14 protein-coding genes are annotated in these 12914 nt (G+C 48.9%); 6 read left to right on the forward strand and 8 right to left on the reverse strand.

From position 1 onward, the window contains the following. Positions 1-68: 68 nt before the first annotated feature. Positions 69-404: a cupin domain-containing protein gene (locus FS818_RS02070; protein ID WP_145329157.1), complete on the forward strand. Its 336-nt coding sequence runs from the start codon at positions 69-71 to the stop codon at positions 402-404. Then, the gene (locus FS818_RS02075) at positions 401-2335 is read left to right on the forward strand and encodes an alginate lyase family protein (protein ID WP_145329159.1); all 1935 of its coding nucleotides are present in this window, start codon (positions 401-403) and stop codon (positions 2333-2335) included. Before FS818_RS02070 ends, FS818_RS02075 begins: the two co-directional genes overlap by 4 nt. Before the next feature lie 146 nt (positions 2336-2481). Here FS818_RS02075 and FS818_RS02080 read toward each other — a convergent pair whose 3' ends face one another. The 5 genes from FS818_RS02080 to FS818_RS02100 are packed head-to-tail and all read right to left on the reverse strand — an operon-like array spanning position 2482 to position 8828. Next, entirely contained in the window at positions 2482-3660 is a 1179-nt protein-coding gene (locus FS818_RS02080; RefSeq protein WP_145329161.1) for a YheC/YheD family endospore coat-associated protein, read from the reverse strand. 37 nt (positions 3661-3697) lie between these two features. Further along, positions 3698-4804: a YheC/YheD family endospore coat-associated protein gene (locus FS818_RS02085; RefSeq protein WP_145332714.1), complete on the reverse strand. Its 1107-nt coding sequence runs from the start codon at positions 4802-4804 to the stop codon at positions 3698-3700. Next, complete coding sequence (locus FS818_RS02090; RefSeq protein WP_145329163.1) at positions 4804-6177, reverse strand: YheC/YheD family endospore coat-associated protein; 1374 nt, start codon at positions 6175-6177, stop codon at positions 4804-4806. The genes FS818_RS02085 and FS818_RS02090 overlap by 1 nt, the downstream gene beginning before the upstream one ends. An 11-nt stretch (positions 6178-6188) precedes the next feature. After that, positions 6189-7430 carry a YheC/YheD family endospore coat-associated protein gene (locus tag FS818_RS02095; RefSeq protein ID WP_145329165.1) on the reverse strand — a complete coding sequence of 414 codons (1242 nt, stop codon included), beginning with the start codon at positions 7428-7430 and terminating at the stop codon, positions 6189-6191. A gap of 30 nt (positions 7431-7460) precedes the next feature. After that, entirely contained in the window at positions 7461-8828 is a 1368-nt protein-coding gene (locus tag FS818_RS02100) for a YheC/YheD family endospore coat-associated protein (protein ID WP_145329167.1), read from the reverse strand. A 233-nt stretch (positions 8829-9061) separates the two neighbouring features. Between FS818_RS02100 and FS818_RS02105 the strand changes: the two genes are divergently transcribed. The 4 genes from FS818_RS02105 to FS818_RS29170 all read left to right on the forward strand — a co-directional run bounded on the left by FS818_RS02105 (position 9062) and on the right by FS818_RS29170 (position 11602). After that, positions 9062-9409, forward strand: a complete 348-nt coding sequence (locus FS818_RS02105) for a YlbF/YmcA family competence regulator (RefSeq protein ID WP_090920200.1) — start codon at positions 9062-9064, stop codon at positions 9407-9409. A gap of 109 nt (positions 9410-9518) precedes the next feature. Next, a complete protein-coding gene (locus FS818_RS02110) occupies positions 9519-9803 on the forward strand; it encodes a hypothetical protein (RefSeq protein ID WP_090920203.1) in 285 nt (94 codons plus the stop codon). Positions 9804-10014: 211 nt separating this feature from the next. After that, positions 10015-11349 carry a DRTGG domain-containing protein gene (locus FS818_RS02115; RefSeq protein WP_145329169.1) on the forward strand — a complete coding sequence of 445 codons (1335 nt, stop codon included), beginning with the start codon at positions 10015-10017 and terminating at the stop codon, positions 11347-11349. 130 nt (positions 11350-11479) lie between these two features. Next, positions 11480-11602 carry a hypothetical protein gene (locus tag FS818_RS29170; RefSeq protein WP_260989765.1) on the forward strand — a complete coding sequence of 41 codons (123 nt, stop codon included), beginning with the start codon at positions 11480-11482 and terminating at the stop codon, positions 11600-11602. Positions 11603-11640: 38 nt separating this feature from the next. On the opposite strand, the gene FS818_RS02120 is transcribed toward FS818_RS29170, so the two are convergent. From FS818_RS02120 to FS818_RS02130, 3 genes are all read right to left on the reverse strand, one after another. Continuing rightward, positions 11641-11961 (reverse strand): YtpI family protein, encoded by a 321-nt coding sequence (locus FS818_RS02120; protein WP_186331516.1) that lies wholly within the window; start codon positions 11959-11961, stop codon positions 11641-11643. A gap of 92 nt (positions 11962-12053) precedes the next feature. Further along, the gene (locus FS818_RS02125; RefSeq protein ID WP_123067379.1) at positions 12054-12542 is read right to left on the reverse strand and encodes a sporulation membrane protein YtrI; all 489 of its coding nucleotides are present in this window, start codon (positions 12540-12542) and stop codon (positions 12054-12056) included. Positions 12543-12562: 20 nt separating this feature from the next. Further along, positions 12563-12892, reverse strand: a complete 330-nt coding sequence (locus tag FS818_RS02130; protein ID WP_090920214.1) for a YtrH family sporulation protein — start codon at positions 12890-12892, stop codon at positions 12563-12565. Between the last annotated feature and the right edge of the window lie 22 nt (positions 12893-12914).

A 12914-nucleotide genomic window follows, 5' to 3' on the forward strand; every position in this document is an offset into this window, starting at 1 on the left:
TCATACTTCGGTCGCTTCACTTTACTGAGACGATTAAATCATTTTTACCTGGGAGAGGGGAATATCCAATGATTATTGACACGAATTCCGTAAAACCTCATATCATTAACGAGACAAGTTCGCGTAAAATTCTGGGAATGGGCGGAACACTCATGATGGTGGAAGTTACCTTTGCCAAAGGTGGGATCGGCGAAGTTCATTCCCATGATGCGCACGAGCAAGTCAGTTATATTGTTAAGGGCAGCTTTGAGGTTCAGGTAGGTGAGGAGACCAAGGTTCTCAGAGCGGGAGATAGCTTCTATGCCGGCTTGAATGTGCCGCACGGGGTAAAGGCGCTGGAAGATGCGATTATACTGGATGTGTTCACGCCGTTCCGTCAGGATTTTCTTGAGGCAGGCCAATGAGTGATTTTTACCTTTCAGCAGACGATCTGCAGCAGGCAGCCGTATACTATCAGGAGCATTTTCCAGAGGAAGCCCGAAATTCGGTGATGATTGCCAACCGTGCTATTCTGAATGAATTTATTGTGCCATATACGAATGATCTAACTAACTGGATTCCACTGGGTACGCCGGTGGACTGGCTTCACAATCCGACCAATGATCTGGAGTTCACGTGGGGCATTAACAGGCACTGGCATATGCTTGATTTGGGCAAAGCTTATCTGATGAAAGGCAACCCGTTATATGTGACTACCTTTATCGATCACTATCGTACATGGCGAGAACAGAATCCGGTGCCTGTTCATCTGGCATATGATGAAGCTGTTTTTTTTCAGAAACCAGGTCCTTGGCGTTTGCTTGAAACAGGTCTGCGTGTGCAATCCTGGATTGCCGCGTACAAATATATGGAATCCAGTCCACAACTGGACGATGCCTTTCGGGACGAATTTTTGCAAGGGCTGGAGGAGCACGCGGAATTCCTGACCCATTATCTCGGCAGTACGGAGATCAACCACGCCATTATGCATATGCAGGGTTTGTTTATGATTGCAGCTTTCTACAAGGAGCATTCACGCAGTCCATTCTGGCGTCAAGTGGCTACCGAACGGCTGGAGCTGTGTCTGCTGCATCAGTTGAATGAAGAGGGAATCCAGGTCGAATTGAACACCCACTACCATAACGCGAGTATTGAGATGTTTGGTACACCGTATCTGCTGGCAGGTATTTCGGGACATCCATTCTCGGCGTGGTATGGAGAATGTTTACGGAATATGGCCGCGTTCACCGAAGCCATGATCAGACCCGATCATCAATCGACGGGCATTGGAGATTCGGACTGGCTTAGTGATGGACGACAGCGGTTGACCCTGTTAGGTGCGATTCTGGGAGACGAGGATCTCATGGCTCGCGGAACCGACAGTTCAGAATGCCTATGGCTGGTGGGGGCGGCAAAATATGAGCAATGTGTCAGACTGCAGGCCGGTGCTTCCCGTTCATTGACAAGCCGTACATTTCCCCAGACCGGATATTATGTGATGAGGGATGAGAAGCAATATTTGTTTTTTGATGCAGCTCCGATGGGTGGTGCTCACGGTCATGCGGATGCCTTAAACATTGAATGGATGTGGAATAACCGACTGTTTTTTTCGGATACCGGACGTTATACGTATGAAGAAGGGCAGTGGCGTCATTATTTCAAAAGCACGCGCGCACATAATACGATTACCGTAGACGGGACAGATCAGACGCCTTATGTATCGACTCAGCAATGGGGGGAGCCGGAAGCAGAAGCGAGAACACACCGCTATGAGAGTCGCGCAAGCTATCACTTTATCGATGCTTCACAAGATGGATATACACATCTACCCGATCCGGTTAGCCATCGCCGGTGGGTGCTTGCAGGCAAAAGTGTACCTCTGCTTCTGGTGGTGGACTGGCTGGTTGCTAAAGAGAAACATACGTTGGAGCAACGATTCCATTTGCATCCGGAAGCAAGCCTTGTATTGCGCAAGGAAGATCGTGCGAAACAGCGAGCAGGCATTCGGTTTGACGATTCTTCCACGAAGCTGTGCATTAAATTTTTAATGGCGGGGGATGGCAGTGAAACGTTTGAGGTGACAGAGCAGGTGGGCTGGATATCCGAAATCTATGGCTCGAAATCGGAAACGGCCGTTATTCAAGGCAAAGCTGAATTTGCTGGCAAAGTGGGCGTTGTGGCCATAGGCCTACCGGCTGACGAATCAGAAGAAGCTGTGAAAGTTACAGGCTGTGCACTGGAGCCGGAACAAATGAGGTTCACGCTAGATTACGAGTACCGCGGTCAGGAAGCTCGGATTGTGATCGACGAACATCAGGTGGACTGGAAGTCGTTAGAACCTGATTGCATATGCTGAAATTTATAAAATGATAAGCTCCATGCTACTAACTAGATAGGTGGAGAAGAACTGAAAAAGGATTGAAGGCTCGATGTACTGCCGAACCTTCAATCCTTCTTCAGTTACCCAGCCTGGAGGCTACGCTGTAGGATCAGCTAGCTGGTTTATTTCACTCTCCGGCCTCGCTTCAACCTCGCTGCTTTAGAAGTGACGGGCCTGGGAGAGGGAGGTTTTCTAACCGTTTGAGCAGGACGGTTGCGGTATACCCACAAGGCATATTCGAGCGGCTGTGTGATCGCTTTATAATAAATGCTTCGTTCACCAATTCGGGCAAAAACTTCACGGGCAGGTTTGGGGTTGACCTCAAGCAGGTAGATCTGACCACTTTTGTCTATCGCCAAATCCAGTGCAAGCTCGCATAGATCCCCATACGTATCCTCCAGGAACGAAGCTACATCAATGCCAAATTTTGCTGCCGTTGCTGTCACTTCTTCTCGCAGTTCTTCTTCGGGAATCCATTGTTTCATCAATCGCTGCATGGCTATGGCCTGCCCGCCTCCATGCAGGTTCGAGGTTACGCTTTTCTCAGCGCCCATGCGCCCTGCACATCCTGTGAGTTCCCATTCACCTTCTCCGTTTTTCTGAACCAGCATACGGTAGTCGTGTACCCTGCCGTTAGGAAGCTGGAGCTGAATCCCTTTCTGCACCAGATATTTATCTTTCATGTTCCAATGCTGGAGCAGGGGGCCGAGCCTTGATAGATGAACCTTACGCGGTGTAATAATGCGGCGTTTCTGATCGCGGCCTTGAACGAGCACTGTACTGGGTTCCTTGCTGCTACGTTCTACGCGCAAAATGCCGCGTCCGCCTGTGCCGTTGATCGGTTTCAGATAGATCAGCGGGGACACCTTGAGCATTCGGTTTACATCGGACATGTCCTGAAATAAAATCGTTTCCGGCAAATGCTGCCGGAAGGCGGATTGCTCGGACAGGGTTTGATGAATGGTCCATTTATTGCGTAAAGGCCGGTTCAGAAAGAGCAGATGTCCGTATTTTTCACGAAAGGCAAGGAGCTGCTGGAAACGATGGTTTCGCTGAATGCGACACCGGTCAAAAATCAGATCCGGGAATGCGCGCCATTCCCTGGACCAGCCATTCTTTTCGTCATACACCATCGCTTCGATCTGCCTGCCGCCGGAATGGACATCAGCAGGTGTGAATACATAGATATCAAGTCCCCGTTTGCGCCCCTCCAGAATCATTCGCCGATAGATGCTTCGTTCTTCCAGAGCGCGGTGTTCATTCAGATACAATGTCATAATGCCCAGAACAGGTGAGGACACAAACAATCACCTTCTTTGTATGCAGTATTCCTGCCCTTCATCGTACAGACTGACGGGCAAGATAGGCGCTGTACTGGAAAATGCGTTCCAGTGAACGCCGCCTGATCTGTGGTTCATCAAATTTCATCGGCTTCGCGTTGGCTTCAAAAAACCAGATCTCACCCAGGTCATCCACGCCAAGATCCATTGACATTTCACCAAGTGTATGTCCGGAACCACGCTCAACCTGTCTGGCAATCATTAAGGAGGTAGACTTCACTCGTTTCATCAGTGCTGTAGTCATTTCTTCCCCGAATAACTCGGTGAGCAGCTTCTCCGGGTCTTCTACACTTCCGCCGCGAGGCACGTGAGTCGTAATGCTGCGTGAGCCTGCCAGTCGTGCACCGATGCCAGTCACACTCCATTGTCCTTTGCCATTTTTCTGCACAAGCACACGAAGGTCGAAAGGTCGTTTGTGGGAAGAAGCGAGCTCGATGCCTTGTTGCATGATATAGGGCGTATGTCCGGTTTCTTTGCGAATTCGGGCCCATAACTTGGATAGCGTTGCCGCCTTGTACGTCATACTTTTTCGAGTATTCTGTATTTTAAGTCGGTAAGGCAGCTTTTCTTTTTCTTGAAATTTGAGCATCATGATGCCTTTGCCAGCTTTGCCGCTCTCCGGTTTCAGGTACAAATAAGGATAGGTGCGAAGCACCGTACCCAGTGAAGATGCGCTGCGCATCCGCCGGGTATGGGGAATCAGTTGCTGCGTGGACTTGGATTTTTTGAGCCATTCGAACAGATTCCATTTGTTGAAAAAAAACGGGTTATACAGCTCGATGCCGGACTGCAGACATTCTTCAATTTTACGTTGAACCGAAGGCTTGCGTTCGTCTTCCCGGTTAGGTATACGGTTATAGAGCACATGAGGGAGGGGGAACGGCTTTGAAGTCCATTTGCCGCTCCCTTTGTTGTACGTATATCCTTTCACGGTAGGTCCGGTTACATTAAGGTCACGAACCGTCACGATATAAACGACATATCCCATGCTTTCACCTGTTTGCAAAATGTCCTGAAAATTTTGATGATTCCCTCTGAACATACGCTGCTGATCATGCATGGTGAGCACGGCGATCACAGGTTTGAAATCATCATGAAGGCTCATCAAATGCTGTCCTTCTTCCGGAATTTGCTCAAATACAGGCAATGCTCCAAAATGTGTTCCACCGACGATTTGCCCTCCACCCGGAGTGAAGGGTGACGGAAGATGGAGCGCCCGGGTTTGGCGTTCGCTTCGAACATCCATACATGTTCCTCCTGATCAATGCCCAGATCAAAGCCAATCTCACCAATCAGATGCTGGTGCTGGGACTCAATCGCCTGGGCCAGTGTAATAGCGACCGATTTCGCCTGCTGCAGAACCTCGCCCGCACGTTCCCCGAAATTGCGGCTGAGCGCCTGTTCAGGGGTCATAAGAGAGCCGCCATTTTTGATATGAGTTGTGACACTTCCGCGTCCCGCCTTTTTGGCACCGATGCCAACAACAACCCACTGATTGTTCCCGTTCTTATGCATGTGGAAACGAAAATCAATAGGGCATTCGTCGATCTCAATCAGTCGTATTCCCTGTTGAACAACATAACCGCGTAACTGCTTGCCGTGTCTACCCTGAAGCATGCGCATCAGGCTATTAAATGAACCAAAGCGTAGCAGGGCGTTACCCCCTTTTTTGCGATAACGTGCAAAATATCCACGTTTAGGTGAGTAGGTTAAGCGGTAGATCCCGTTTCCAAGGCTGCCAGCGGTAGGTTTGTAATAAACGAACTGATGGCGCTCAAGCATTTCCCTCATCTGGTCAATGGTAGGGTTGGTGATGGATTCCGGGATATAACGTCCTGCGGTTGGTTCGTTCTCCAGCAATTTGTAAATATCCGATTTATTGAAGAAGCTCCAGTTGAAAAAAGGAATTTTGCGGCGGATAAATCGTTCCCGGAGCTGATTGATTGCTGGCGAAAAGTCGGAGCGGCGGCTCGGCAAACGATTGTAAACCACATCGGGCAGTGGCACCGTCCTGCGGAAGAAGCTTCCGCTCTCATTGAGGAAGTACCCGGAAACGGTCTCGTTCTGCCAGTTGATATCTCGCGGAGTGAAGGCATAGATATATGATTTACGGCTTCCTTCCCGAAGCAACTGCTTGATGAAACCGGTACGTGAGCCGAACGGATTCGAGCTTGAAGAAGAACCGTCGGACAGCACCCCGATGAGCGGTCCCAGCTGCACTTCATCATTCTGGAGATTGCGAAGATAAATGCTGCCACGTTTGGGAACGTTCATTAAGTTGCGGATGCCTGATGCCAGATACAGATGTTTCCCCGGTTTGCGAATCGGTTTGATGGTGGCTGGCACGCGATCACGTCCGAAACGCAGATGTATCGTTTTTTTGCCGGACAGATTAAGGCTTTTCATTAAAGCATTAGATACGTACACCACTTTTTCGGGTTTTTGGGTGAAATGCAGATTACAAAAGGTCAAACTCATGATTTATCCTCCTATCCTGAAAAAGATCCTTGTGCTCCATGGCATGCAGGCATTACAGGCCCCTTGCTGCCTGGAATCGGGATGCGTTTCAGGCCAGCTTTGCTGGATGAATTCGGCATTTTCATTGGACGTAAGACGTCCGCGAGAACATGTTGTTGCAGCAGATAACGGGCGTAAGCAAGCGGTTGAGTATACGTCAAGGCATGCATGCGTTTATCATCTGATTCCGCAAATGAGGTGCGGCCTGGTTTTGAATTCACTTCAATCAACCACAGCCTGCCGGCCACATCGGCTCCAAAATCAAGACCAAGTTCCGCAAGTCGGCCGAAACGGCTCTCCAGCGTCGGAGGAATGAGAGCGGCAGCATGTTTGATCTGTTGCAGAAGCGATGAAGCTTTGTCTTTGCCATATCGTTTGGTAAGGTATGCATCAGCAGGATAAGCGTTACCCCCGCCGTGAAGATTCGAGGTCAGAGAGCCTTCTGCTCCTTCCCGAATCATACATCCCGTCAGCGTCCAGCGTCCTTGCCCGTTTTTTTGTACCAGTGCCCTTATATCAAATGCTCTTCCGTGATGGCTAAGCTCCAGATAAGGCTGCACAATCATGTTTTGTACAGCCTGATGTGATTCCAGCCAGGAAGATACATCCGTTGCTTGATGAAATAACTTAACATAGTGTTCGTTGCTTCTATTACGCCCCTCCACAATCCAGGAGAATGGTAATCCTCCTATGGATAAGCGGAAGGTGTTTTTGCCATGAGTTCCTGAAGCGGGCTTGAAAAATAAACCTTTGGGCCAGCGGGCAAGCCATATTTCCCAGGGAATAGTCGACCTTACCCGAGTGGTTGGAGCAAGTAGTCCCCGAAGCGTGGTTGACTTCGATAGAGCGCGATGCACTTCCCATTTGCCAGGAAGTGCACTTGACCAAGAGCGCTGGCGAAGACTGGAGGTATGAGGTAGATAGCGTTCCAGCTGCTGTCTGGTATTTCTGGAAAGTGGATTCAGGCATCGGTTCATCACCAGATCGATCATAGGCATACGAATAGCTTTCCATTCCTTTTGATGGTAAGTGTATGCCCTCAGAAGAGTGCCTCCGGTATATTCGGCCAGAATCGGAATGACGATAGTTCGTAACCCGTACTTGGAACTTTCCACGCAAAGCGTGCGGCAGAAGCGTTCATCTGCAAAAGGAGGTGAGCCTTCTGCTTCACGGATGAGTATAGCCATGGTGCTGTTTTGCGGCGATGTAAACATCTTGCTGCACCTCCTTCATGAGATCAAACTTCAGAATCCGGCCAGATATGTGGAGTATTCAAGCATTGCTTTGACCGACGGGCGAATTTTGCTCTCGCTCAGCGGTGTATTATCGTTCTTGGATGGTTTTGAATTCACCTCAAGCAGCCATACGCGTCCACTTGTGTCTAGTGCGAGATCGATACCTAGCTCACCGAAATGGGCAGGAATAGCACTCTCAATTCCTTTGGCGATATCAAGTGCTGCTGTATGCAACCCTGCATAGGCCGAAGCTTTGGCAGAACTGGACAGCTGCGTTTTGGCTACGGCTTCTTTGACGGTGCTGAGGCTTCCGCCTCTCGCCAGATTGGAGACGTAATGACTGCCCCCTGCAATACGGGCAACGATGGAAGTTACACTCCACTTTCCCGTCTTATTCTTTTGCACGAGCGCGCGGAAATCAACGGGCCTGCCGCTGTTGTCAATCAGGGTCAGCCCTTGCTGAATCTGATAACGCGTTGTTTTCATTTTTCCGGACATACTGGCATAGAGTTTATCCAGAGAAGCATAAGATTGTTTGCGGGTACCTCCGACACTTGTCGCCAGAGTTAGATACCCTCCTTCTGGCTGACGGGAAACCCGGATAATGCCTTTGCCCAGTGAACCACGAACCGGCTTCAGGAAGATGACCGGATAACGTTGGCACATCGCTTTGAGAGTCGCTGATGATTTGAGCAAATGGGACTCCGGCAGCACCCGTTTGAGTGTCGTGATCGACTTGAGTGCGTCAAACACCTCATTTTTGTCCAGGAACTTTTCGTTAAAGGTGTGTGTACCGTATAGCGATTTTACTTCTTTCATAAAATGCTGTACGCTAGGTTTGTTCTCGAGTTTGCGGGACGTCAGCCGGTTATTGACCACATCTGCCACAGGCAGAACGGTTTTTTTCCAGCCGTCATCATATACCCAGCCTTGCATGTAACCAGTTACTGCTCCGATGTCCTCCGGTGTGAAAAAGGATACATAGGCGCCCTGCTTTCGGCAGGCATGCACTAATTCCTGGCAGAACATCGTAATCGAGCCAAAGGGCCGATCGGGTTGATCGGGGTAATCCTGGCTGACCATAACGCTGATGTAGGGTCCCAGGCGAAGCGTATGGCTGGAAGCACGGTAAGATACCCTCAGGACTGAACGGGGCACAAGTCCGGTTTTGTTGGCTACCGTCTGATTGAGTCTTAATCCGTCATACCGGGGAACCGGAATAACTGTAACTTCACGGCGGTACGAACCGAATTGCAGTTGAAGAGGTCTTCCCGAAGGAATCTTGAGTGCTTTGAGAACCCCTTCGCCCAGCATGATGACGTCGTCCTGCAGGATGCCCGAGCCGGTAACCTGTATCGTTACTTTTTTAGTGGACATCACGGATCTCCTTCCGGGCGGCAGCTTGATGTCTGATCTTGAATTTGAACGGCATCTGAACATGGCATGTGCTTCATCATATGAGGACATATACCCCTTGGTGATTGACCCAGCCGGATTTAAATGTGTTTGATTTGGGGCGTTTTTGGGCGGCCTGATCCAGAACCTTTATTTGAGAGCATAGAATGCGTGTTCTTACACGGATGAACAACCAATTTAGAGGAGGAATTATAATGAATATTTATGACAAAGCCAATGATTTGGCAAAAGCACTAAGAGAAAGTAGCGAGGTAGAGGAGATTACCTCTGCGATGAAATTGATTGAAGCCGATCCAGAGGCCAAAGCGATGCTGGACAACTTCCGCAACCAACAGATGGAATTGCAACAACGCATGATGAGCGGAGATATGCCAGCACCCGATGAGATGGAAAAGATGGAAAAACTCTTTGAAGTATTGAGTCTGAACCTGAACATCCGCCGCCTGTTTGATGCAGAGCGTCGCCTTAGCGTCATTATCGAGGATGTAAATAAAATTATTGCAGATAGCCTGGCTCATCTGTACGGCGGAGCAGAAGCTTAAGCTATAAGCTTAATAAGCATATACTTGTCAGTTTTTTTCTCCGATCCTCTCATATTCCCTCTGAACCGTTCATAGACTAGCTATATATGGAACGAAGGAGCTGTGAATAGTGAAGAGGTTGAAAAAAACAAAACATGTCATCTATCTGCTGATTGCATTGTCGATGCTGGTTATTGCGCTTCCGCGCATTTCCTTTGCTGGCGGAATGGACTGGGTTAATATTTTCGGTATTGTGTGGGTGCTGTTCTCGCTATTAATTGTAGGCGCACACCTGCATTTCATTCTTGGCGTAGATGAGGAGAAAAAACGTGCGCTGGAGGCTGTACGCCGGGCGAAGTTACGGCAGTGGGAGATGAAACTGCTGGACAAGCAGGAGCGTAGCGAATCCGTATAAATAAGTTATAGATAGACCGAATCCTGAAGTGTGCGGGGTTTCGGTCTTATTTGTGTGTTTAAGCAAAGCACACAGGAGCAGATCATGCAGAATTATTAAAAGTGAGAAGTTTTTTTGCAGGTCAGGACTCTAGGTCAGATGGGGTTATTTTCCTAAGGTCGTGTTATAATAGATACAGTATAGTACAGATGCAACCTCGGGGGTGGTACAGTTGGACGGACAAGAAGAAAACGTCACGAAGCATGAACAGCTTCTACAGCATATTGAGCAATTGAAGGTGGGCAGCAAAATCTCGGTACGCAGGCTTGCACGTGAACTGGGGGTAAGTGAGGGAACAGCTTATCGTGCCGTTAAAGAGGCGGAGAACTTCGGACTGGTCGTGACGAAAGAGAGAATCGGAACGGTGCGGATCGAAAAAAGACCTCGGGGCATGTCGGAGCAACTCACCTTTGCCGACGTGGTCACGATTGTGGAGGGACATGTGCTTGGCGGCAATGAAGGACTAGCCAAACCTTTGCACAAGTATGTGATTGGGGCGATGAAGGAGCAGGCGATGGCGCGTTACATCGATGCTGGCAGCCTGCTTATTGTCGGTAACAGGGAAGACGCTCATTCCCTGGCACTGGAACAAGGAGCTGGCGTATTGATTACGGGTGGCTTTGGTACAAGCAGGGATGTAAGAATTATGGCAGATGAACTGGGACTGCCGATTATCTCCTCCAGACATGATACCTTTACCGTGGCCTCTATGATTAACCGTGCGATCTTCGACAGGCTGATCAAGAAAAAAATCATGCTGGTGGAGGATATTATCGGCCAGAAACCCCGTCTGCAAGTGCTCAAAGTAACGAGTTCTGCTTCGGATTTTCATTCGCTGGTGTCGGAGACAGGGGAGCACCGCTTTCCGGTTGTAGATGAATGGAACCGGGTCATCGGTATTGTGAGTCTGAAGGATGTCAGTGAACTGCAACCGGATCAAAGCATTGAAAAGTGTGTCGTTCGCCGTCCGATAACAGCATCGTTACAGACCTCCCTTGCTTCTGCTGCGCAGATCATGACCTGGGAAGGCATAGATTTCCTGCCCATTGTGGATCGTAACCGTAAGCTTATTGCTTCCGTTACACGTAAGGAAGTACTGCAGGCCATGCGTGATGCGCAAAAGCAACCCCAGCTTGGCGAGACCTTTGATCATCTGATCTGGAACGGATTCGCAGAAGAACGTGGGGAACAGAACGAACTGTTGTTCCACGGCTTCATTATTCCCCAGATGGCCACGGATTTGGGCACGATCTCGGAAGGCGTGCTATTGAATGTGATGACACAAGCTGCCCGAAGAGCAGCATGGGACGTCACAGGCAACGACCATGTGGTTGATAACGTAACGACGTATTTTGTCCGTCCGGTGCAGATTGAAGATCAGATTATGGTGCGTCCCATGATTCTTGAAACGAGCCGAAGAACATGCAAAATGGATATTGTCATTACCCGTGAGGGCAGTGTGGTGTGCAAGGCAGTCATGACGCTGCAGTCCATAGACCATGCTTAGAATAAATGCATAATATGTATTCAAGAGAGATTGTCTATAAAAATATATCCCGGCACATAAAAAAGAGAGCGATTGCCCGTCAGGGGAAAAAGTGAGCCATTGATCTGTTATACGGCATTTGCACTTTGACATGTACGATAAACATGTACAGATCACAGCAATGCAGCAAAGTGCATGCGGCTTACTCTATTCACCTCAAGATTGTTCGGGTGTGCTCTCTTTTTTTGCCGATATGTTGTCCAAACCTGACTGACTTGTACCGAAACGCTTCGAAATGTGCAACGATTAACTCTAAGCCGGTGTATTGCCGGAATGCTGTTTAAGTCTGGCGTAGTAACTGCGATTACGGATACCAGCAAACACATTGTAAGCTCCCATGATCAGGAAGAGCGCTTCCACAATGACAGATAGCGTAGAACCGGTAAAAACAAACATCAGGATCAGTGCGAGAATGACAAGCATGCAGCCCATCCAGATATTCGTCCAGGAGCGGTACAAACCGGCAACATGTCGGTCAGTCGTCCGGCGTGAACGAATGCTGTTCATGGCAGAACAGATCATAGCGATGGCGAAGAGGGCGATCAGAATATACTTGAATACTTCGATCAACACGCAGAAGCAACTCCTTTTTTGAAAAACATAGACTGCCCTTATTGTAGCATGTGACCATGCAGACCAGGGCAGTTTTTTGCATTTTTCGGAGATTATGCCGGAACATGCATGCGGATCTGTACCCAGACTTGTAAAACGCCCTCCATGACAAGCATCGTTTTGACCTGAACGGAATATTCTTTTTCTCTGACTTTATAAATTTTCTGATTAAGCATGATGCGTGTCATTTTGCTATATTCGTCGATGTTAAATACATCTCTTCCACGCAACACTTCAAGCTCATCCCCGAGCTTCTGTAACATCAGTTTTAATGAAGCCTCATCGGGGCCTTTATCGGATTCTTCGGCACGAACTTTGATCTCTTTGATAACCGTTTGGCGCTTGCTGTATTTTTTCAGTGTTTTTATATCCTCCTCGTTCTGGTGTAGTTGAAGTTGCAGCTCCTGATTATTTAGCCACAGTTTGTTATAACTGAGATGAAACACACCGTTATACACAACACATCCAGCGATCATTCCGAGCACAAATACGGCAGTCATACGCATCAACGGGCGGTAGCGGGAGAAGGGGGGAAGTCTCATGCAGGGTCATCACGGGTCATCTAACCCCGGCCTCCGCCGCACACCCATTTCACCAGTTCGGTTCCCATATGTGCACCCATAAAGGCTGAGATCAGGTACAGGATTTGTTTTACTGCCGGTGACAGGTTGCCATCCAGGAAATTACTCTCAATGACTCGCATCGGATCGATCGTACCACCCACAGCTGCAGCGAGTGCCCAGATTTTAATTTTGCCAGAAATATCGAGCATTGTTTGGGTCGGAGGCTGAAGGGAAATGACTGCACCTATACCCCCAATCATCGCGCCGCCCAGCACGATCCCGAATGCAATAAAGAAGTCAAGAATGGCTTTGGATAAAAAAGTGCTCACCCACAACACCCCTTTCAGACCA

This window comes from Paenibacillus xylanexedens (assembly GCF_007680605.1).
Lineage (GTDB): Bacteria > Bacillota > Bacilli > Paenibacillales > Paenibacillaceae > Paenibacillus > Paenibacillus xylanexedens_B.

Excerpts from the sequence above, each read along its gene's own strand:
- FS818_RS02070 (WP_145329157.1), top strand. The coding sequence starts at position 69 with ATGATTATTGACACGAATTCCGTAAAACCTCATATCATTAACGAGACA.
- FS818_RS02075 (WP_145329159.1), top strand. The coding sequence starts at position 401 with ATGAGTGATTTTTACCTTTCAGCAGACGATCTGCAGCAGGCAGCCGTA.
- FS818_RS02085 (WP_145332714.1), bottom strand. The coding sequence starts at position 4,804 with ATGAGCCTTCATGATGATTTCAAACCTGTGATCGCCGTGCTCACCATG.
- FS818_RS02090 (WP_145329163.1), bottom strand. The coding sequence starts at position 6,177 with ATGAGTTTGACCTTTTGTAATCTGCATTTCACCCAAAAACCCGAAAAA.
- FS818_RS02095 (WP_145329165.1), bottom strand. The coding sequence starts at position 7,430 with ATGTTTACATCGCCGCAAAACAGCACCATGGCTATACTCATCCGTGAA.
- FS818_RS02100 (WP_145329167.1), bottom strand. The coding sequence starts at position 8,828 with ATGTCCACTAAAAAAGTAACGATACAGGTTACCGGCTCGGGCATCCTG.
- FS818_RS02105 (WP_090920200.1), top strand. The coding sequence starts at position 9,062 with ATGAATATTTATGACAAAGCCAATGATTTGGCAAAAGCACTAAGAGAA.
- FS818_RS29170 (WP_260989765.1), top strand. The coding sequence starts at position 11,480 with ATGTACGATAAACATGTACAGATCACAGCAATGCAGCAAAGTGCATGC.
- FS818_RS02125 (WP_123067379.1), bottom strand. The coding sequence starts at position 12,542 with ATGAGACTTCCCCCCTTCTCCCGCTACCGCCCGTTGATGCGTATGACT.